The organism is Nocardia sp. NPDC052566 (assembly GCF_044547285.1).
Taxonomy (GTDB): domain Bacteria; phylum Actinomycetota; class Actinomycetes; order Mycobacteriales; family Mycobacteriaceae; genus Nocardia.
In genome coordinates, this window is record NZ_JBIUAF010000001.1 from 750,257 (window position 1) to 768,964 (window position 18,708).

The 18,708-nt window shown below is 66.9% G+C and carries 21 protein-coding genes; 13 read left to right on the plus strand and 8 right to left on the minus strand.

Features of this window, described 5'->3' with window-relative positions:
• Positions 1–6 precede the first annotated feature (6 nt).
• Together ACIG5A_RS03135 and ACIG5A_RS03140 are read left to right on the plus strand one after the other, a co-directional pair.
• On the plus strand, positions 7–1,236 hold the full coding sequence (locus tag ACIG5A_RS03135; protein WP_397237111.1) for a TMEM143 family protein: 1,230 nt from the start codon (positions 7–9) through the stop codon (positions 1,234–1,236).
• Positions 1,237–1,285: 49 nt separating this feature from the next.
• Positions 1,286–1,870 (plus strand): hypothetical protein, encoded by a 585-nt coding sequence (locus tag ACIG5A_RS03140; protein ID WP_397237113.1) that lies wholly within the window; start codon positions 1,286–1,288, stop codon positions 1,868–1,870.
• A 16-nt stretch (positions 1,871–1,886) separates the two neighbouring features.
• On the opposite strand, the gene ACIG5A_RS03145 is transcribed toward ACIG5A_RS03140, so the two are convergent.
• A complete protein-coding gene (locus ACIG5A_RS03145) occupies positions 1,887–2,189 on the minus strand; it encodes an ArsR/SmtB family transcription factor (RefSeq protein ID WP_397237115.1) in 303 nt (100 codons plus the stop codon).
• Positions 2,190–2,295: 106 nt separating this feature from the next.
• Between ACIG5A_RS03145 and ACIG5A_RS03150 the strand changes: the two genes are divergently transcribed.
• The 4 genes from ACIG5A_RS03150 to ACIG5A_RS03165 all read left to right on the plus strand — a co-directional run bounded on the left by ACIG5A_RS03150 (position 2,296) and on the right by ACIG5A_RS03165 (position 4,875).
• Complete coding sequence (locus ACIG5A_RS03150; RefSeq protein ID WP_397237117.1) at positions 2,296–2,691, plus strand: PPOX class F420-dependent oxidoreductase; 396 nt, start codon at positions 2,296–2,298, stop codon at positions 2,689–2,691.
• 229 nt (positions 2,692–2,920) lie between these two features.
• Positions 2,921–3,406 (plus strand): hypothetical protein, encoded by a 486-nt coding sequence (locus ACIG5A_RS03155; protein ID WP_397237119.1) that lies wholly within the window; start codon positions 2,921–2,923, stop codon positions 3,404–3,406.
• A gap of 143 nt (positions 3,407–3,549) precedes the next feature.
• Complete coding sequence (locus tag ACIG5A_RS03160) at positions 3,550–3,765, plus strand: hypothetical protein (RefSeq protein ID WP_397237121.1); 216 nt, start codon at positions 3,550–3,552, stop codon at positions 3,763–3,765.
• 72 nt (positions 3,766–3,837) lie between these two features.
• Positions 3,838–4,875, plus strand: a complete 1,038-nt coding sequence (locus ACIG5A_RS03165) for an asparaginase (protein WP_397237123.1) — start codon at positions 3,838–3,840, stop codon at positions 4,873–4,875.
• Between the two features lie 66 nt (positions 4,876–4,941).
• Here ACIG5A_RS03165 and ACIG5A_RS03170 read toward each other — a convergent pair whose 3' ends face one another.
• Positions 4,942–5,322, minus strand: a complete 381-nt coding sequence (locus ACIG5A_RS03170) for a VOC family protein (RefSeq protein ID WP_397237125.1) — start codon at positions 5,320–5,322, stop codon at positions 4,942–4,944.
• Positions 5,323–5,545: 223 nt separating this feature from the next.
• Positions 5,546–6,208 (minus strand): class II aldolase/adducin family protein, encoded by a 663-nt coding sequence (locus tag ACIG5A_RS03175; protein ID WP_397237127.1) that lies wholly within the window; start codon positions 6,206–6,208, stop codon positions 5,546–5,548.
• 271 nt (positions 6,209–6,479) lie between these two features.
• On the opposite strand from ACIG5A_RS03175, the gene ACIG5A_RS03180 reads away from it, so the two are divergent.
• Positions 6,480–7,634 (plus strand): LLM class flavin-dependent oxidoreductase, encoded by a 1,155-nt coding sequence (locus tag ACIG5A_RS03180; protein WP_397237129.1) that lies wholly within the window; start codon positions 6,480–6,482, stop codon positions 7,632–7,634.
• Between the two features lie 41 nt (positions 7,635–7,675).
• Here the strand turns inward: ACIG5A_RS03180 and ACIG5A_RS03185 are convergent, their stop codons facing one another.
• Positions 7,676–8,899 carry an MFS transporter gene (locus tag ACIG5A_RS03185; protein ID WP_397237131.1) on the minus strand — a complete coding sequence of 408 codons (1,224 nt, stop codon included), beginning with the start codon at positions 8,897–8,899 and terminating at the stop codon, positions 7,676–7,678.
• Positions 8,900–8,984: 85 nt separating this feature from the next.
• Here ACIG5A_RS03185 and ACIG5A_RS03190 point away from each other — a divergent pair, with 85 nt between their 5' ends.
• Positions 8,985–9,431, plus strand: coding sequence for a winged helix-turn-helix transcriptional regulator (locus tag ACIG5A_RS03190; RefSeq protein WP_397237133.1), 447 nt, complete (start codon positions 8,985–8,987; stop codon positions 9,429–9,431).
• Positions 9,432–9,598: 167 nt separating this feature from the next.
• Entirely contained in the window at positions 9,599–10,831 is a 1,233-nt protein-coding gene (locus tag ACIG5A_RS03195; RefSeq protein ID WP_397237135.1) for an MFS transporter, read from the plus strand.
• A gap of 3 nt (positions 10,832–10,834) precedes the next feature.
• Here the strand turns inward: ACIG5A_RS03195 and ACIG5A_RS03200 are convergent, their stop codons facing one another.
• Together ACIG5A_RS03200 and ACIG5A_RS03205 are read right to left on the minus strand one after the other, a co-directional pair.
• Positions 10,835–11,224, minus strand: coding sequence for a hypothetical protein (locus ACIG5A_RS03200; RefSeq protein WP_397237137.1), 390 nt, complete (start codon positions 11,222–11,224; stop codon positions 10,835–10,837).
• A gap of 4 nt (positions 11,225–11,228) precedes the next feature.
• A complete protein-coding gene (locus ACIG5A_RS03205) occupies positions 11,229–11,882 on the minus strand; it encodes a hypothetical protein (protein ID WP_397237139.1) in 654 nt (217 codons plus the stop codon).
• A 66-nt stretch (positions 11,883–11,948) separates the two neighbouring features.
• Between ACIG5A_RS03205 and ACIG5A_RS03210 the strand changes: the two genes are divergently transcribed.
• Complete coding sequence (locus ACIG5A_RS03210; RefSeq protein ID WP_397237141.1) at positions 11,949–12,491, plus strand: YaeQ family protein; 543 nt, start codon at positions 11,949–11,951, stop codon at positions 12,489–12,491.
• 113 nt (positions 12,492–12,604) lie between these two features.
• A complete protein-coding gene (locus ACIG5A_RS03215; protein ID WP_397237143.1) occupies positions 12,605–12,970 on the plus strand; it encodes a hypothetical protein in 366 nt (121 codons plus the stop codon).
• 124 nt (positions 12,971–13,094) lie between these two features.
• On the opposite strand, the gene ACIG5A_RS03220 is transcribed toward ACIG5A_RS03215, so the two are convergent.
• Together ACIG5A_RS03220 and ACIG5A_RS03225 are read right to left on the minus strand one after the other, a co-directional pair.
• Complete coding sequence (locus tag ACIG5A_RS03220; protein WP_397237145.1) at positions 13,095–14,993, minus strand: nitrate- and nitrite sensing domain-containing protein; 1,899 nt, start codon at positions 14,991–14,993, stop codon at positions 13,095–13,097.
• Between the two features lie 178 nt (positions 14,994–15,171).
• Positions 15,172–15,909, minus strand: a complete 738-nt coding sequence (locus ACIG5A_RS03225; protein ID WP_397237147.1) for an IclR family transcriptional regulator — start codon at positions 15,907–15,909, stop codon at positions 15,172–15,174.
• 92 nt (positions 15,910–16,001) lie between these two features.
• On the opposite strand from ACIG5A_RS03225, the gene ACIG5A_RS03230 reads away from it, so the two are divergent.
• Together ACIG5A_RS03230 and ACIG5A_RS03235 are read left to right on the plus strand one after the other, a co-directional pair.
• Positions 16,002–17,168: a pyridoxal-phosphate-dependent aminotransferase family protein gene (locus ACIG5A_RS03230; protein WP_397237149.1), complete on the plus strand. Its 1,167-nt coding sequence runs from the start codon at positions 16,002–16,004 to the stop codon at positions 17,166–17,168.
• 183 nt (positions 17,169–17,351) lie between these two features.
• The gene (locus ACIG5A_RS03235) at positions 17,352–18,704 is read left to right on the plus strand and encodes an MFS transporter (RefSeq protein WP_397237151.1); all 1,353 of its coding nucleotides are present in this window, start codon (positions 17,352–17,354) and stop codon (positions 18,702–18,704) included.
• Positions 18,705–18,708: the final 4 nt, after the last annotated feature.

The following is an 18,708-nucleotide window of genomic DNA, read 5'->3' on the forward strand; positions in this document are numbered from 1 at the left end:
TTGCCGATGGATGCCGAACACTTCCTGCCGTTTCGCAAGGGGGCGGTGATCTCGCTGTGCGCCGGTGAGATGCCCGAAGGGGAGCGGGAGTCGTTCCTGGAGTTCGCGCGGCTGCTGGATGCGGTGGTGCACTACGGGTTTCATGTGCGGGGCGAGGCGGTGCTCGATGCCTATCAGCTGCTTCATCCGGCCGAGGAGGTGCGGGCGATCGGCGCCGCGACGCCCGAGCGGCGAGCGGCGGCGCGGCGGGTCGTGGAGGGGGAACTCGTCGCGTTGGCCGAGGCGGCGGATTTCACGCGTATCGATGCCGAGGAGATCGCGCACGCGTTCGACGAGCATGCACTGGTGAAGGTGCGGCTGGAGGTCGACGAGGAGGACATCGACACGGCGATGTTCTTCCGGCGCGGGGTGTCGCAGCGCACCGAGCGGGTGAAGTGGCTCTACGGGTTGCGGTGGCGCACTGTCGAATTCACCAGCTACGCCAGGGTTCTCGTGTACATCGCGTTCGCCGAGCGGGCGGCGGGCGGCGGCGATCGGCCGAACGGCGGTGTGTTGCTGAAGCTGTTCCAGAACGTACCGAAGAACGATCTGGAGATGCTGTATCCCGGCGTCCGAGTTCGCATGCGGCCCATGGACAAGCTGCTGATCGGCGTGCCAGCGGTGATCTCCGGAATCATCGTGCTCGTCACCAAACTCATTGCGTCACTGGGTCTGCTGATTCTGCTGCTGGCCTTCTGGCTCGGCCTCCGCGACGAATCGGTCCAACTGGACCAAACCGCCTTGGTCACCCTCGGCGCCGGATCGGCCGCCTTCGGCGGATATCTCATCCGCCAGTTCGCCAAATTCAAGAACCGCAAACTGAAGCTGATGAAGACACTGTCCGAACACCTCTACTTCCGCAATCTCGACAACGACGCCGGGGTGTTCCACCAGTTGCTCGGCGCCGCCGAGGAATCCGAGGTCAAGGAAGCCGTCCTGACCTACCACTTCCTGCGCACCGCCGGTCCGCTCACCGCCACCGCCCTCGATGAGCGGATAGAGGAGTGGTTCCGTCAACGGTGGGCGACAACGTTCGACCTCGATATCCGCGCCGGGCTGGACAGACTCCGGGAACTGCGACTGCTCGACGAGAACGAGCGCGGCGCGTTCGGTGTGGTAGCCCTGCCCCGTGCGAAACAGCTGTTGGACCGGCAGTGGGACAACCTGTTTCCCGCCGATCCGTCGGCAATTCAGTGAACTCGCCTGTACCACTGTGTATTCCGTCGCGCCGTGCTTTGCTCGATGGATGGACAAACAACAGGAGATGGATCTGGACCAACTGGTCCCCGGCGAGATGGTGCGAGTCACGATCAAGGTTCCTTCGCACAGTTGTCCCACCTGGGACTACTACGGGAACTTTGCGCGGGTCGATCGCGCCGCGGGCACACTGACTTTGCTCTTCGGGCACATGAAGGAGATCTATCGTCGGTCCGTCGATCAGGCGTTCCAAGAAGACGAATGGGTGGTGGAGAAACGGAGCTACGACTTCTGGGAGATCGTGTCGTGGCAGAAACTGTATGAGCCGCCGCAGGACCCGCCGCCGCCACCCCCACCCGTCGATCTCCCGGTGTTCCACGGCACGCAGGAGGACGTGCTGCGATACGCACCGGACCCCGCCGGACTGCAAGACGGCAACTACCCCCACGCGCGGTTCGCGAACGTCTACTGGGCCGCCGTTGCGCAGAGTTACCTCTACCTTCGCGACAGATGCCCGACCGGCTTCATCTTCGACATCGACTCCGGCGCCGCCACTCTTCCCCAAGAGGGCCGCACCGAAGCACCGGAAATCTACGAAGGCTATTTCCGAAGCGGCCTGGTGGGTGAAATCTGACCCTCTCGCACTGTGATCACCACTCGCCGCTGAGCAGCTCCTTCGCTCTGCCGATGCGATCCTCGTTGCGCTGGTAGAACACCCACTGCTTGACCTTCGTGCCGTGGATCAGCCCTGCCTGCGCCAGCACCTTCAGATGTTCGCCGCAGGTCGGCGCGCTGACGCCGAGCTTCTGCGCGATGATCGTCGAGCAGACCCCGTCGACGACCAGGTCACCGTCCTGCTGCTCGGGGAAGTGTTGTGCCGGATCGCGCAGCCACTCCAGGATCTGGAGTCGCTTGTCGTTGGCCAGTGCCTTGACCAGGTCTACATCGAGCATTTAGCTATTATGGCAATTAGCTAATTACATGTCTAGTATCGGTCGGACGTCGGCGAGTCCAACCCGCCGACGGGCTCGAACATCAACCACCGGTAAAGGATTCGCCATGCCAGCAACCTTCGACGAAGCGACCCGCAAGCTCCTCGACGGCAAGAACTTCGCCACCGTCACCACCCTCGAACCGGATGGCAGCCCCCAATCCTCGGTCGTCTGGGTTCAGCGCGACGGTGACGCGCTCCTGTTCTCTACCACCGTCGCGCGCCGCAAGGCACGCAACCTCGCGAGGGATCCCCGAATCTCGGTCTCGATCTTCGACCTCGAGAACCCCTACACCTGCGCCGAGATCCGCGGCACCGTCGAATTGATCAGCGACCCTGATAAGACCCTCCCGCAACAGCTTTCGCACAAATACCTGGGCGTGAACCCGCCGCCCGAGTCCGCCGACGTGCACCGCCTCATCGTGCGAGTCATCCCGGCGAAGGTCATCACCGTCGCCCTCTGACCGAGGTATCCAGCCACCTGACGGCGCGGTCGGGCCAGCACTACCGCAGGCCCGACCTGCGGAAAGCCTTGTGGTGCAGGCGTGTTGTCGGTGCCCATTGGTAGTGTCCGGCCCCAGTGTGCCGACCACTGGCTGGGTGGGTGGCAAGGATCAGATCGTGTGAGGTGGGGATGGTTGTGCGGTTCCCTCGCCGGATCGGTTCGTCCCGACCGAGCAGGAATGGCAGGCGTTGTGGACCGCGCACGAGTTCTTTCGTGCGAACCCGATCCATGAATCGCTGCCCGAGACCGCCCGCGGTCTGATGGCCATTGCCGGCGACTCGTCCTCGGACGTGGACGAGCGCGCCGAAGCGGCGTATACGCTCGGCCGCTATCCCGACGACGAAATCCACACGCTGCTGGTCGAATTGGCTGCCGGCGCCGAGGTTCCCGAACAGGTGCAGCGCGCCGCGATCGACGCGCTGATCGGACTGCTCCATCACATTCCGGTCCTCGACCCGGAGCGCGATATGGCATTCACCGAGCGGCTCGGCCCAGCGATGAAGGACTACCTCCGCGAGCGCCTGCGAGGGGCGAACCCGCGGTGGCGAAACATCCTCTCTCCCCAAATCAAACTAGCAGCCAGCGGTTTCGCCACCGGCTATCCACCTTGCTCGAGCCCCCTGCACGAGAAGTGCGACTGTGCCGATGACGAGCAACCTGCCGAGTCGAGGTGAGCCAGCGGCATGGCTCGTTGGGGTTGGTGCACCGCGTCGGCGTGTCGGAGTCGGTGTGCTGGGTGGATTCGGCTGAGATGCGGGCGAGGATGCGGCGGAGCTCGAGGGCGATGACGACGCGGGTGTGCTATTAGCCTTTCGGCATGGCGGATGCAGATGGTGTGGGTATGACCGATGCGGAGCTCGAACAGTTCATCAAGCTGCTCAGGCTTTGGTGTGAGACCGAGCTCGATCAGTTCGCGCACTTCATCGTGCCCACTCGGTGGGGCGACGTGTATGCCGACTTCGGACGCAATCGTCCGCCGGGGTTTCCGGAGGATGGATATGAGCGACTGGACTGGTCTGGTGAAGCCGGCTGAGCGGGTGTTCGCCGGGGGCATGTCGCGAGGGGTTTCGGTCGATATCGACGTCAGGGTCGTTAGGCTGCGACGGTGCGCACTGTCGAAATCCACCGCCGTGTCACCGTTTTCGGTCTTGGTGGCACCATCGCCATGACCGCCGTGGCCACCGGGGGTGTTGCTCCGGCCTTGACTGCTGATCAACTCGTCGCCGACGTTCCCGGGTTGGCGGAGACCGGTATCGACGTGGCGGTGGTGAACTTTCGGCAGGTGCCGGGGGCGTCGCTGAAGATTTCGGACGTCACCGCACTTGCCGAAGCCATCCGTGATGGGCTGGCCGAGGCCGATGGGGCCGTTGTCACGCAGGGCACCAATACCATCGAGGAAACCGCTTATCTGCTCGACCTGCTGCACACCGGACCGCAGCCGATCGTCGTGACCGGGGCGATGCGCAATCCCACGCTGGCCGGAGCCGACGGACCGGCGAATCTGTTGGCCGCCATACAGACTGCCGCCGACCCGGATAGCCGCGAACAAGGTTGTCTGGTGGTGTTCAACGACGAGATCCATGCCGCGCGCCGCGTTCGCAAAACCCACACCACGAGCACCGCCACGTTTCAATCGCAGAACGGCGGGCCGCTCGGTTATGTCGTGGAGGGGCAGCCCCGCCTGCTGAGTCGGCTCACTCATCGCACTACCATTCCGGCGAAACCTGTTGACGGCATTCGGATCCCGATCCTCACCGCAACGCTCGGTGACGACGGCGCCACCCTGCGCGCGATAGCCGACCACATCGACGGCCTGATTCTCGCCGGTGCGGGACCTGGACACGTCCCCGCCGAACTCGTGCCCGCGCTCGAAGCGCTCGCCGCCAAAGTCCCGGTGATCCTCGCTTCCCGCACCGGTGCTGGTTCGGTGCTCCGGTCCACCTACGGATTTCCCGGCTCCGAGCGTGATCTTCTTGCTCGCGGCCTCATCTGCGCGGGCTATCTCGACCCGGTCAAAGCCCGGATCCTGCTGTACATGCTCCTGTCCAGCGGCGGCGACAAGACCACACTCGAGGCCGCCTTCGCGGCCGCTGGCGGCTACCGCAGTGCTGAAACCTGGCCCTGGCCGAGCGATTCCAACTAGGAGCGTGATGCGCTGGCGTTCGGTGCGCTGGTGCCGGGCGTTCGGTGCGCCGCCGAGAGGCCTCGCTCAGACAGGGTCGACCTTGGCGCGCAGGAGGCAGAATTCGTTGCCCTCCGGATCGTGGAGAACGTGCCAGCTCTCGGTCCCGGTCTGACCGACATCGGCGGGCTTGGCGCCGAGCGCGAGCAGTCGCGCCAACTCGGCGTCTTGATCACGATCGGTGGGGTTCACATCGATGTGCAACCGGAGTTTTCCGGGCCGCGGATCGTCGCTGGGGCTGAGGACAAGCGTCGGTTGCGGACCGCCGAAACCGGTATCAGGCGGCCCGATCTCGATGCTCCCGTCCTCCCGCCCGAGCTCGACATACCCGAGAACCTCACTCCAGAAGTCCGCCAGCAGTTCCGGATTGACACAGTCGATGACGAGTTCGGTGATCCTGCAAGCCATCCGTGCGACCCTACGCGCGCCCGCCCCCTGCGGACAGCGGTTTTCCTCGTCGGCGTGAGGAAATGCGAGGGACGTCGAGGGAGCGCTGCGTCAGTCGTCCGACCCGACGGTCACATCGGCGGACGGGATCGTATCGGGAGACGAGGAATTGACTGGTAGGCGCCGGATGAACAGCACAGTCCACGGCTTGGGCGGTGACCGCACGAGAAACCGAGCAGATCGCTCACCGGGTTCGACCGACCGGCTTGGTGGTGCCGTAGCCCAGGTCGGCACTGATTCGACTGACCGCTTGCTGCTGGTCCGGGGTCAGTGCGCGCGGCGGGCCTGCCGTGGCGGCGTCGAGATAGATGCCGCAGGCCCATTCGAGGAGCAGGGTGTTGTCGGCGGCCTCGGACAGGTCGGCGCCGAGGGTGACCGCGCCGTGGTTGGCCAGCAGTGCGGCGTGGCGACCGTCGAGTGAATCACGCACGGCCGCAGCGAGTTCCGGGGTGCCGAAGGGATAGAAGGGCACGACAGTGGTGGCGCCGCCGAGTGGCAGTTGCTGGTAGTGGATCACCGGGAGCTCGTCGCGGACCAGTCCGAGGGCGATCGATCGCGGGGCGTGGGTGTGCACGATCGCGCCGGTGGGGTGGGCGTGGTAGATGCCAAGGTGCAGTGCGAGTTCCGAGGTCGGCGCGAAGGTACCGGATACGACCGCGCCGGTGAGATCGACCACCGTCACGCCGGTTTCGGTGAGATCGGCCAGTACCGCGCCGGTCGCGGTGACCGCCACCAGGTCGCCGCAGCGCACGCTGATGTTGCCCGCCGTGCCGAGAACGAGGCCTGCCGCGGCGAGTCGACGACATTGCGCGATGATCTCGGTACGGGCGGCATTCAGCGACAGCACTCGGCCAACCTACCGCCGGTCGGACTTTCGAGGTGAAAGGTCGTTCTCGGTGGGCCGTCACCGTGGCCCTGTGCTGGCGCGATGCCGGCCGACAGGTGCCGTGGCTCGGACATCGAGCGCTGCCGGTGCCCTCGATGACAATGGGCAGACCATGATCGGCGGTCGCCCAGCGGACGCACGGCTCGAGGGAATCGCCGGACGCGGATGCGGGTCGGCTGGATAATCGGTGAGGTGTGCCTGGGGCGGGCATGCGGGTCGGGAGGAGACCACAGTGGCGGATTCGAAGTCGTTTGCGGTGGGGACGCTTACCGGGGTCAATCCGCCGCTCGGCGCCGCGCGGTTCGTGACGCGGATGGCTCGGCTGGGGCGGCTGGATTCGGTACTGGCGCCGGATCATTTGATCAGCGTGTTCCCGCGGGCGGTGTGGGACAGCGAGTTCACGGCCCAGGCGAAGGCGGTGCCGAGCCCGGACGCGCAGTTCGATTACGCGCCGCTGCTCGCCCATCTGGCCGCGGGTGCGGGGCGGGTGCAGTTGGGCGTCGGGGTGACCGATCCGCATCGGCGGCATCCGGTCCTGCTGGCCCAGACGTTCATGACGTTGGCACAGATGACGAAGGCGCCGCCGATCCTGGGGATCGGGTCCGGTGAGCGGGAGAACCTCGACCCGTACGGCTTCGTGTGGAATCGGCCGGTCGATCGGCTCGAGGAGGCGCTGCAGGTGCTGCGCGCGGCACTGGCCGGGACCGACTCCATCGAGTTCTCCGGCAAGTATTACCAGGTCGACCGGGCGCCGATGGAACTGACGGTTCCGGCGGACCGGACGCCGCAGATCTGGATCGGCGCGCACGGACCACGGATGCTCGAGCTGACGGGGCGGTACGCCGACGGGTGGTATCCGTGGGAGACGGTGTCGCCGGACGAGTACGAGCGGCGGCTGAAGCTGGTGCACACCGCGGCGCGCGCCGCCGATCGCGATCCCGAGGCGATCGTGCCCGCGCAGATGATCCAAATGCTCACCGCGCGAACACCTGCCGCGCTCCGGCGGCTGCTGCGCGCACCTGCCGTCCGCTATCTGGGGCTGCTTGCGCCGGACGCGGTGTGGTCGCGCTGCGGTGCGAAACATCCCTTCGGAGAAGGGTTCCGAGGCCTGATCGATCTGATGCCGCACCGCCTGACCAAGACCGAGGTGCTGGCGGCGATCGCGGAGGTGCCGGACGAGGTACTGCACGAGTGGCTGATGATAGGCACCCCCACACAGATTCTGGCCCGGGTCAGGGAGCTGTCCGACGCCGGATTGCGGCACGCGATCGTCTTCCCCACCGCCGCACTGGTATCCGGCGCCGACGCGATGTTCGGCTACGGCGTGGTGATGTGGCTGGCGGCACGGTTGCGGCGACAGCCGGGGAGCGATCGCCCTGCCACATAACCGGACGTGACTACTCGGCGCGCATCCAATGCAGGCTCCGGCTATCGGGCGGGGCACGGCTGCGGTGCGGCGCCGTCGGAGTCGACGTCGACAGGATCTGCGATGCGGCCGAGCCGGGCCAGCCCCCAAACGACCAGTGCGGCCAGTGCATAGCCCGCGCCCACCCAGCACGAGCCCGCCCAGCCCCATGAGCCGTATGCCCAGGTGGTCGTGAGTGCGCCGAGTGCCGAGCCGAGGGAGTAGAAGGCCATGTACACCCCGATGACGCTGCTCGCCCGATTCGGATGCGCGGTGGTCAGCAGGTGCTGGCTGCTCACATGCACGGCTTGGACCGCGAAGTCGAGCGCGACGATCCCGATGATCAGTAGCCACAGCGACGAGCGGACCTGGGCGACGAGCAGCCAGGAGCCGGTCAGCAGCGCGAGCGACCAGCCGGTGATCGCCTGTGCGCGACCGGCATCGGCCCATCGCCCCGCCCTTCCGGCCCCGAGCGCTCCGGCCAGGCCCGCCAGCCCGAACAGGCCGATCGCGGTGGTGCCGAGATGCCATGGCCCGGCGCCGAGGGGGAGTGCCAGCCCGCTCCAGAGCGTCCCGAAGGCCGCGAACAGGAACAGCGTGATCAACCCCCGGCTCATGAGCAGCCGATCCGTCCGCACGAGCCGTCCCATCGAGGCGAGCACGTCCAGGTATCGCGCCTCACTCGCGCGCCGGTCCGGATGCAGCGTCGCCCGCGCGGTGACGGCGAGCGCCGCGCAGAGCACGGCGAGCAGCGCGTAGACCGCACGCCACCCGGCGGTATCGCCGAGCACGCCCGCGAGAATGCGCACGCCGAGGATGCCGATCACCACGCCCGAGGTGACGGCGCCGATATTGCGGCCACGCTCACTCGGCTCGGAGACGGCGGCGACGTAGGCGACCGTCACCTGCACCACGACCGCGAACACGCCTGCGATCGCCAGTCCGGCCATCACCAGAACACCGTTGGGCGCCGCGGCCGCGATCGCCGCGCCCACCGCGGTGAGCGCCAGGTGCGCGGTGATGAGCCCGCGCCGGTTGAGCACGTCACCGAGCGGGACCAGGAGGATCAGACCGGCGAAGTAGCCGATCTGCCCCGCGGCGACGAGCCGGCCCAGCGATTCCGGCGCTAGGCCCAGATCGCTTCCCGCCGTGGCCAATACCGGTTGAATCGCGTAAATCGTCGACACCGCGACGGCGCACACCAGCGCCAGGATCACGCGCTGTGATCGGCTGACTCCTGAAGACACCACACCTCCCAATCGGTAGCAAAACGCAACCATTCGACCGTAGGGCATAATGGTTTCGAATTGCAACCGATAGTGAGGAGTTGGCATGACCGCGAGGGAGTGGACCGACCCCACCTGCCCCGTAGCGCGCACGATCGACCTGGTCGGCGATCGGTGGTGCCTGCTGATCGTGCGCGACGCCATGGACGGCGCGACCGCGTTCACCGAATTCCAGCAGCGCCTCGGGATCGCCAGGAACATCCTCGCCGACCGCCTTCGCAGGCTCATCGAGCACGGCATCCTCACCAGCGCCCCGACCCCCGGCGGCAAGCGGCACATCTACGAGCTCACCGACGCGGGCCGTGACCTGTTCACCACCATCGTCGCGCTGCGGCAGTGGGGTGAACGCCACGCCTTCACCCGCAACGAACCACACTCGACACTCAGGGGCCTCGACGGCAGCGCCGTCGCCGAACTGCGCCCGACCACAAAGATCGGCGAAACCCTCACGGCGGCAACGACTCGCGTCCACAAGGTCGGCACTGCCCGCTGAGAGGCAGTCGAGCCGGCGCCCTGGTCGATCGAGTTCGCCGCAGGCGTTCAGCTAACCGCTGGCACACCGTGCGCCCCTTACTTCACCGCCTGGCCAAGCGTGTTATCTGCGTGTTGAAATGATTGGCGGACAACCGATCCCGGTTGCTGGTGAAAGGGGTTGGCGCCATGACACGCACCACGCGGGTGACCATCCTGCTGCTATTTCTCGCCTGGACCGTGGACTTCATCGATCGCTTCGTCATCAATTTCGCGCTCACGCCGATCGGTGACACCCTCGGCCTCGATCACGCGGAGCGCGGGATGGTGGTGTCGGCGTTCTTCCTCGCCTATGCCGCGGTGCAGATTCCCAGCGGGCTGCTGGCCGATCGGTTCGGGGCCTACCGGATGGGGTTGATCGGCCTGCTCGCCTGGTCGGTGTGCACCGGGCTCACCGCGCTGGCCTGGTCGTTCGGCGCACTGCTGCTGATCAGGTGCGCGTTCGGCATCACGCAGGGCGTCTTCCCCTCGGCCTCGGTGCAGATACTGGCCGAGCGCACCGAACCGACGCTACGCACCACCGCCAACGGCTGGGTCAACACCTCGAACGCCTGCGGCACGTTGCTCGCGGCGCTGATCGCCGGTGTGTTCCTGATGACGCTCGGCTGGCGCGGCATGTTCCTCGCCATCTCCGGGCTCGGCGTGCTCGTGGTGCTGTGCTGGGTGCGGTGGATGCCGCGCCCGGAGTTCACCGGGGGCGCCGACGCCGAGGAAAAACACCGACCGGCCTGGGCGCTGCTCCGCTCGCCCGCGGTGATCGGTTGTGCCGCAATATCGTTCGGCAACGGCGGGCTGACGTGGGGGCTCACCACCTGGGTGCCGACCTATCTCGAGGAGGAGCACGGCGTCGAGGTGTCGGTCGCCGCGTTCCTGGCGATCGCGCCGACCCTCGCGGCCGCGGTCGGCATCGTCGCGGGCGGGTGGCTCTCGGATCGGCTGAAGGGCCGTCCGCGCGCGATCGTGGTGCCGGTCATGGTGATCAGCGGTGTGCTGGTGCTGCTGCTGCCGCACACGCCGTCGGTGGCGCTGTTCATCGTGGTGCTCACCGTGCTGAGCGCGGGCAGTGGGCTGTGCGCGATGCCGTCGTTCGCGGTACCGTTGCGTGCCTTGCCCGCCGGGTTCGTCGGCACGGTGGCCGGAGTGATCGTGTTCGGCACGCAATCGGCGGGCATCGTCTTCCCGTACCTCTTCGGCGTCATCGTGGACAGGGCGTCCTACACCGCGGCGTTCTCGATGCTGGTCGTCGCGCCGGTGGTCGCGATCGTCGCCGCGAGCCTGGTGCCGCAGAACGCCGAGGCGTTCCGTACCGCGGTGAGCCGCCGGTTCACCGCGGGCGATCCGGCGAATACGGCCGTGCGCTGACAGTCAGAGGGGTTCGGCCTCACCATAGGTGCGTGGTTCGGACGCGGCGGTCACCGCATCGACGGGCGTGCGGCGCCGCATCCAGAGCCCGGCGAGGTAGACCACGGCGGTGATGATCGCGATGTGCACCGCCATGAGCACCAGGAACGGCAGAACGAACCCCTCGTCGGTGACCGCGCCGCGCTCTGTCGCGCAATAGAGGGTGTAGTCGACCGAGGTGCCCTCGGAGTCGTGGGTGGTATCCGACACCACGATCGGTTCGCGGTAGGGCGCCGAACAGAACAGGGGCGCGGTCAGTTTCGCTTCACCCGGCCAGACCGCCACGGGGAGCACGGTGCTGAACAAGCCCGCGCTGAAACCGGTCGACACCGCGGTGGTGAGCAATCTCGCCATGGCCTCACACCTGCTGGATTCGAAGGAACGCGCCCGTGTGGTCGAACTCGGCGACCAGCTCCGTCCGCGGGGAGGCGACGTTGGCGACGATACGGACGTCACGGCCGAAGCGGCTCACGACGAGCACGGTGACCTGCCCGTCACCGAGTCCGCTGCGGGTCAGCGCGGTGTCGACGATGTCCTCGATCCGCGCGAGGCCGGGCACCTCGCTGATCGCGAAGCCCTCGCCGTCGATATCGTCGAACGCCGAAACCCGCACGGGCCGTGGTGCGCTCAGCGCGCCGAGGGTGAACGAGTAGTCGTCGAGCCGTCGCGATCCGTCCGGATTGCGCACCCGCAGGCGCACTGTCGCCTGCCGTGCGGTGGGATCCGGCCAGGCGGACAGGAATCGAGTCACCTGGTTCGGCTGATCGTTGAGCACCAGGCGGAACCGCATGGAGTCCGGCGCGGTCAGCATCAGCACGTTCGCTTGAAAATCGGTGGTTCCCAGGCGTTCTCGCACCGCGGCGACCGCCGACGCGGTCAGCCCGTTCACCAATCCGCCACCCCGTGAGCGCAATTCGTGTTCGAAGCCGTCGCGCTCGACCGCACCGATACATCCACTGGCGCTCAACGCCACCACACACACTGCGGCAAGCAGCCACCTCCGACGGCGCATACCCGGAATGCTAAACGTTGACTGGTCGAATGCCACCTCGGGCGGCCCGGCTAAGCTGCTGGTCCCATGGCCCTAAGCGCAACACTGCACAACTTCGCCGTCCAGCTGGCCGACGTCGACCGCGGCGTCTACCAGGATCTGGAGCTGCGGGTCGCGCGCCACCCGTCCGAGACCGCCGAATACATGCTGACCAGGCTGCTGGCCTACTGCCTCGAATACGAGGAGGGCATCACCTTCAGCGACGGCGGCATCTCGGCCACCGACGAGCCCGCGGTGCAGATCCGCGACCTCACCGGACGGGTCACCGCCTGGATCGAGGTCGGCGCACCCGACGCCGAGCGCGTGCATCGGGGCAGCAAGCTCGCGGGCCGCGCCGCGATCTACACCCATCGCGATCCGGCGAAGGTGCTCGCGCAATTCGCGGGCAAGCGGATCCACCGCGCCGAGGACATTCCGCTCTACAGCTTCGACCGCGATTTCATCGATGCGGCGGTCGCCGTGCTCGAACGCCGCAATACCGTCACCCTGTCGATCACCGAACGGGTGCTGTATCTGGAACTCAACGGGACGAATCTGCGCACGCCCGTGGAAGAACACTCGATCGGCTGAATCGGTTCGGTGAGTGGACCATTCGCGTCCGATATTCGGGAACGATCTGGCGTTATTCGAGATGCCAAGTGAGCGTTAAGCATTCATTAGGCGGCGACCCGACTATGGGATTCATGCAAAAGATCCCCGCGAAACTCCGCCTCCTCGTCGTCGGCTTCGTCGTAGCCGTTGCCGCGATCGCCGTCGCCACACTCGGCGCGGGCGCCGCCAACGCCAACTCGTCGTGGAGCGGCAGCGTCAACTCGGGCTACGTCAACCCCTACGTCATCAACGCGAGCGCAGGTCAGACCCTGACCACCGACCTCACGTCGAGCCAGGGCGAGGCCCGATTCACCATCGTCTCGCCCACCGGCGTCGTCCTGTGCAAGGACGCCAAGTGGAGCCGCATCAAGCTCCCGCAGGTCTCCGGCGGCTACACGATCAACGTGTACACGCACAGCCCGGTCGCCCGATACACCTTGACCGCCAACCTTTCCTAGTAATTTCCTCGGCCGAAACGATCACCGGAAGTGGTGGCGACAAATGTCGCCACCACTTTTCAATGTTTGTCGGCCGCGCGTCGATTCGACGGACAAGGCCATCGAAGCGAACGCGGGGCGCGGCTCATGCGGCGCGCGCGACGTCCCGCTCTGTCGCGAGCAGTCGCGGCGGCAGCGCCATCCGCGCCACGATGCCGCTGATCGGGGCGGCGGTCAGCTCGACGGTGACGCCGAGACGTCGCGCCAGCCGGCCGATCACGTAGTGGCCGAGGTATCGAGTAGCGGTGACGACGAAGTCCTGTTCGCCGCGCAGCCGCGCATTCGCGATGGCCAGCTGATCGACCGGCATGCCGATACCGTGGTCGATCACCGCGAGCAGGTAGCCGCCGGGCGTCCGGCGGCCGGCGATCTCGACCTCGAGACCCGGTGGGGAGAAGGCCAATCCGTTGTCGATCAGCTCGGCGAGCATATGGGCCAGCTCGTTGACCACCCCGCCCGCGATGACGACCTCGTCCACCCGGCGCAGCGACACCCGCCGATAGTCGTCCACCTCGGAAAGCCCGGCGTGGATCACGTCGGTGAGCGGCATCGGTGCGGCCCAGCGCCGTTGGCCTGCCTGTCCGGTGAGCACGAGCAGGCTTTCGGCGTTGCGCCGCATCCGGGTGGCGAGATGATCGAGCTCGAACAGCTTGCCCAGGGCAAGGGGATCGAGCTCGTCGCGTTCGAACTTGCTGATCAGGCCGAGCTGGCGGCAGACGAGGTTCTGATTGCGCCTGGCCAGGTTCGCCATCGACTCGGTGGTATTGCGCCGGATCAGCGCCTGCTCCGCGGCGAGTTCGAACGCGGTGAGCTGCACGCGGTCCAATGTGCGTGCCACGGCGGCGATTTCGATGCTCGACCCGTCCGGGGCGGATACTCGCCGCGGTGGTTCGGGCTGCGTCGCACCGGAGCGCAGCCAGGCCGCGATGCCCTCGGGCATGCGACGGGTGGCGATATCGTCCGCCTCGGCCGCCAGCGCGGCGAGCGGGCGGATGATGGCACGCACCGAGACGATCACCAGCGCCACCATCGCGGCGACGGCCAGCGCGGCGCCGAGCAGAGCGATGATCACGTTGCGCGCGGCGGCGGCGCGCACTTCGTCCGCACGGGCCCGGATATCGGCGCCGACAACGTGCTGCGCGGCGCGCTGATCGTCGACCACGGTCGTCATCCGCGCCCACCAGGTGATCGGATCAACCCCGTGCAGTGGGCGAGTCCCGTTGGAGTCCAGGGCGATTCGCTCGGATGCTCCCGCTGCGAGCGCGTCGGTACTGCGCATCGCGCCGTCCAGCGCGGCCTGCTGTCGCGGGGTCGCGTCCCGCGAGAAGGCGGCCAGGCCGGCGGCTTTCGCCGCGCGGATATCGAGGAACTGTACGAATTCACCGGGGCCGAAGCCCTCGGCGGCGAAGACACCGTTGAGGAAGCCGCGCTCTTTCGCGGTGTGCTCCTTGGCCTCACCCAGTGCGCGCAACGCCTCCAGTCCGCGCCGGACGGCGTCGTCGCGCGCGTGGTCTGGACCGAACGACAGGCCGTTGAGCGCGTCGACGGCGTCGGTATAGAACTGGAATGCGGCCTGTCGGTCCACATTTCGTTCGTCCACCCGCGCTCTGAGGTTGTCCAGGCCGGTCAGCTTGCCGAGCGCGGTGCGCACCCGCTCCGCACCCGGCGCGCCGTTCGCCAGCGCGAGATCGAGCGCGCCGATGGCGTCGCCCGTGTGCTCGCGTTGTTCGGAAACCTGTTGCCGCAGTCGCGGATCACCGCCGAGCAGGCCGTTGCTGAGGCCGCGCTCGCGCTGCGTTTCGTGGATAAGATCCTGTACCGCCAGCGCCACCGCGACGGCACGCAGCGTGTCACCGCTGCGCCGGTACTCCGCGATCTCGCGGTAGGCGATGACGCTCAGCAGTACCAGCACCGAACTCAGTGTGAGCGCGAGGATTCGATTCAGCTGACCGCGAATGGTGCGCGGGTGCAGAATATTCGCCACAACGATCACTCCTGGAACAGGTGAGCCACGAGAGCTCGACGGTGAGCGCATGGAATTAGGGAGCAAAGTTCCATGGGCTCGCGGCTACCGCAAATCGGTCACCTGGGGAATGAGGGTTTGGTAATACTTCTCAACACACTCGCAACGTGCGGTAATCGAACGGCCGTGATTGCGGACGCTATCCGAGCCGCGCGCCGAGTGTCGCGGCGGCGGCGTGGACGGCGGCGCCGAAGAACGGTTCGGATTCCGCGGTGAGGCGGCCGATCGGAATATTCACGCTGAGGCTCGCGATCGGCTGCCCGTTGCCGTCGAGGACCGCGGCGGCGACCGCGCCTACATCGGAACGCCATTCGCCGCGGTTGACGGCGAAGCCGCGATCGCGAACAACCGTCAGCTCGGCGCGCAACTCGGCCGGATCGGTGATCGTCGTGTCGGTGTAGCGCGGCATCTCGTTGCCGAGCAGTTGCCCGACGAGTTCCGGATCGCTGTATGCGAGAACGGCTTTGCCGTTGGCCGAGGCGTGGAAGGGCAGCGCGTGCCCGAGCGCCATGGCCGTGCGCACCGGCTTGTCGGTCTCCAGCCGCTCGATCAGCACCATCTTGCCGCCCTCGGGCACCGTCAGGTGCACGGTCTCCTCGGTATGCCTGCGCAGATCCTCCATGATCGGCAACGCCGCGCCGCGCAGGCCGAGATCGCCGCCCGCCCTGCTGCCGACCGCCAGTGCCTTGGTGGTCAGCACCCATCGGGTGACCTCGCCCGCCGCGGGGCGAATCCAGCCCGCGGTATCCAGGGTGACCAGCGCCCGCTGCACCGAACTCTTGGGCATCTCCAGTACGCGCGCCAATTCGCCGACGCCGATGGGCTGGCGGGCCGCGACTTCCTCGAGTACCCGGAGCGTATTCAGGACATTGCGCAAAGCCTTGACTCCTCCGTCACACATCCCTACCCTTGCTGCACCTTCTCACGGCACAGTGTGCCATAGCACGGCACAGGATGGAAATTGGTGTGATGACCGCTCACAGTGGACGGCATTTTCTGCAGATCCCCGGCCCGACCAACGTCCCCGATCGGGTGCTGCGCGCCATCGCGCAGCCGACCATCGATCACCGCGGGCCCGAATTCGCCGAACTCGGCCTCGATCTGCTGCAACGACTCAAACCGGTATTCGGCACGGCCGAACCGGTCGTGGTCTATCCCTCGTCCGGCACCGGCGCATGGGAAGCGGCGCTGGTGAACACCCTTTCGCCCGGCGATCACGTACTCGCGTTCGAGACAGGCCATTTCGCCACGCTGTGGCGGGATATGGCGCAACGGCTCGGGCTCGTCGTCGATTTCGTGCCGGGGGACTGGCGCCGCGGCGTCGATCCCGTGGCCGTCGCCGAGCGGCTCGCCGCCGATACGGCGCACCGCATCGCGGCGGTGATGGTGGTGCACAACGAAACCTCTACCGGCGTCACCAGCCGGATCCCGGAGATCAGGGCCGCCATCGACGAGGCGGAGCATCCGGCGCTGCTGCTGGTCGACACGATCTCCTCGCTGGGATCGATCGACTACCGGCACAGCGACTGGGGTGTCGACGTGACGGTCGGCTGCTCACAGAAGGGACTGATGCTGCCGCCGGGCCTGGGCTTCAACGCGATCAGCGAGAAGGCGCTTGCCGCGGCGCGCACGGCGCGGCTGCCGAAGTCCTACTGGGACTGGACCGCCATCCTCGACAGCAACGAGCACGGCTTCTACCCCTACACCCCGGCGACGAACCTGCTCTACGGACTGCGCGAAGCGCTGATCATGCTCGAGGAAGAGGGATTGCCCGCGGTGTTCGCGCGGCACAACCGCCATGCCGCGGCGACGAGGGCGGCCGTGCGCGGCTGGGGTCTGGAGGTGTTGTGCGTCAACGAGCGCGAATACTCCGGCTCCCTCACCGCGGTGCTGCTCGGCGAGGAGTACGACGCGGACAAGGTCCGCCGAATCATCCTGGACCGCTTCGACATGTCGCTCGGCACCGGCCTCGGCAAGCTGGCCGGGCGGGTGTTCCGGATCGGTCACCTCGGTGATCTCAACGACCTGACGCTCGCAGGCACGCTGTCCGGTGTGCAGATGGGCCTCGAATTGGCCGGAGTCACCATCGATCCCGCCGGCCTGCCCGCCGCGCTCGAGGTGTTGCGCGCCGAATAAGCCTGCGCACAGCAGGTATCACCAAATCTCGCTCCCCGCTGGGTACGTCGTAAGCCCGCCCCCGCCAGGTCTCGACTCTCGATCCTCCGCTACGAGCGATTCGCCCAATGCTCCGTCACGAGCTGGGATCCGAAAAACCCACCGGCGCTCACCCATGCCGGTCACCTACGAGGAGGTAGGTCGTTGTCCGAGCGGACTTCCCCTGTCCGGCGTCTGTCCACCATGAAGCGGTGGACCTACATTCTGCCGGTCATCGTCTTCATCTACGTCATCTGTTATATCGACCGTACCAATATCAGTTTCGCACTGCCGCACCTCGAGTCCGATATGGGGCTCACCAAAGCGCAACAGGGTTTGGCGAGCGGCATCTTCTTCTGGGGCTATCTGCTGTTGCAGATTCCCGGCGGCTATATGGCCGAAAGATGGAGCGCGCGAAGGTGGATCGCCATCCTGATGGTGCTGTGGAGCGTCGCGGCGATGGCCCAGGGCTTCACCAACTCCATCGGCCAGCTGCTGCTCGCCCGCTTCCTGCTCGGGGTGGCCGAGGGCGGCGTGCAACCCGCGCTGATCGCCACCATCCGTGCCTGGTTCCCGTTTGCCGAACGAAGCAGGGCCTACGCGATTTTCAAGCTGTACACCCCGATCGCGGCGATCGTCGCCGCGCCGTTCTCCGGCATCATCCTGACCTACTTCGACTGGCGCTGGATGTTCATCATCCAGGGCGGCGCGCCGCTGATCGTCGGACTCATCGCCTGGCTGGCGGTGATCCGCGATACGCCGGCCAAAGCGGGGTGGCTCTCGGCGGCGGAGCGTGACTACATCGAGCGAGCCAAGATCGAGGAGGGTGAACCGCTGCAGCACCGCGGCACCTTCAAGGCCGCCTTCGTCAGTCCGATCGTGTGGCATTTCGCCCTCATCTACACGTTGACGCAGATGGGCCTGCTCGGCCTCACGCTGTGGCTGCCGAGCGTGCTCAAGAAGGCATTCCACACCGATATGAAGGTCGGCCTTGTCGCGATGCTGCCGCAGATCGCGGCGGGGATCGCCATCATCCTCGTCGGGCGATCGGCGGACCGCAGAGGCGGGCACGTCGCGCACATGTCGATCGTGCTCGGTTGTGCCGCGGTGATTCTCGGCGGCGCGAGCCTGATCTCGGCGCAGCAGAAGTGGCTCGTGCTCACGGCGATGATCCTCGGCACGGCCGCCTCGATCGCCTGGTACGGGCCGTTCTGGGCGACGGTCACCAAGCTGACGCCCTTGGCGGCCGCGGGCGCGGGCGTCGGATTGATCAACGGCGTCGGTAATTTGGGCAGCTTCTTCGGGCCCTATATCGGCGGCTGGCTCAGCGATCTCAGCGGTGGCGGATACGCCCTCACCCAGGCGTTCTTCGGCGCCGTCTTCGGTGTCGCCGGACTGCTGGTGCTGACACTGCGCAAGAAACTGCGCATGGCGACGAGCCTCGAACCGGCGACGGCAACGGCGGGACCGGCGCCCATGGAAGGCGATCCGGCGCCGGATCAAGCTCGCGCCGTCTGACCCG

What these genes read in the sequence shown, in the direction of transcription:
- ACIG5A_RS03150 (WP_397237117.1), top strand. Translation starts at nt 2,296, where the DNA reads ATGCCAGCAACCTTCGACGAAGCGACCCGCAAGCTCCTCGACGGCAAG.
- ACIG5A_RS03190 (WP_397237133.1), top strand. Translation starts at nt 8,985, where the DNA reads ATGACCGCGAGGGAGTGGACCGACCCCACCTGCCCCGTAGCGCGCACG.
- ACIG5A_RS03200 (WP_397237137.1), bottom strand. Translation starts at nt 11,224, where the DNA reads ATGGCGAGATTGCTCACCACCGCGGTGTCGACCGGTTTCAGCGCGGGC.
- ACIG5A_RS03140 (WP_397237113.1), top strand. Translation starts at nt 1,286, where the DNA reads ATGGACAAACAACAGGAGATGGATCTGGACCAACTGGTCCCCGGCGAG.
- ACIG5A_RS03210 (WP_397237141.1), top strand. Translation starts at nt 11,949, where the DNA reads ATGGCCCTAAGCGCAACACTGCACAACTTCGCCGTCCAGCTGGCCGAC.
- ACIG5A_RS03195 (WP_397237135.1), top strand. Translation starts at nt 9,599, where the DNA reads ATGACACGCACCACGCGGGTGACCATCCTGCTGCTATTTCTCGCCTGG.
- ACIG5A_RS03145 (WP_397237115.1), bottom strand. Translation starts at nt 2,189, where the DNA reads ATGCTCGATGTAGACCTGGTCAAGGCACTGGCCAACGACAAGCGACTC.
- ACIG5A_RS03215 (WP_397237143.1), top strand. Translation starts at nt 12,605, where the DNA reads ATGCAAAAGATCCCCGCGAAACTCCGCCTCCTCGTCGTCGGCTTCGTC.
- ACIG5A_RS03135 (WP_397237111.1), top strand. Translation starts at nt 7, where the DNA reads ATGGATGCCGAACACTTCCTGCCGTTTCGCAAGGGGGCGGTGATCTCG.
- ACIG5A_RS03230 (WP_397237149.1), top strand. Translation starts at nt 16,002, where the DNA reads ATGACCGCTCACAGTGGACGGCATTTTCTGCAGATCCCCGGCCCGACC.
- ACIG5A_RS03160 (WP_397237121.1), top strand. Translation starts at nt 3,550, where the DNA reads ATGGCGGATGCAGATGGTGTGGGTATGACCGATGCGGAGCTCGAACAG.
- ACIG5A_RS03205 (WP_397237139.1), bottom strand. Translation starts at nt 11,882, where the DNA reads ATGCGCCGTCGGAGGTGGCTGCTTGCCGCAGTGTGTGTGGTGGCGTTG.
- ACIG5A_RS03170 (WP_397237125.1), bottom strand. Translation starts at nt 5,322, where the DNA reads ATGGCTTGCAGGATCACCGAACTCGTCATCGACTGTGTCAATCCGGAA.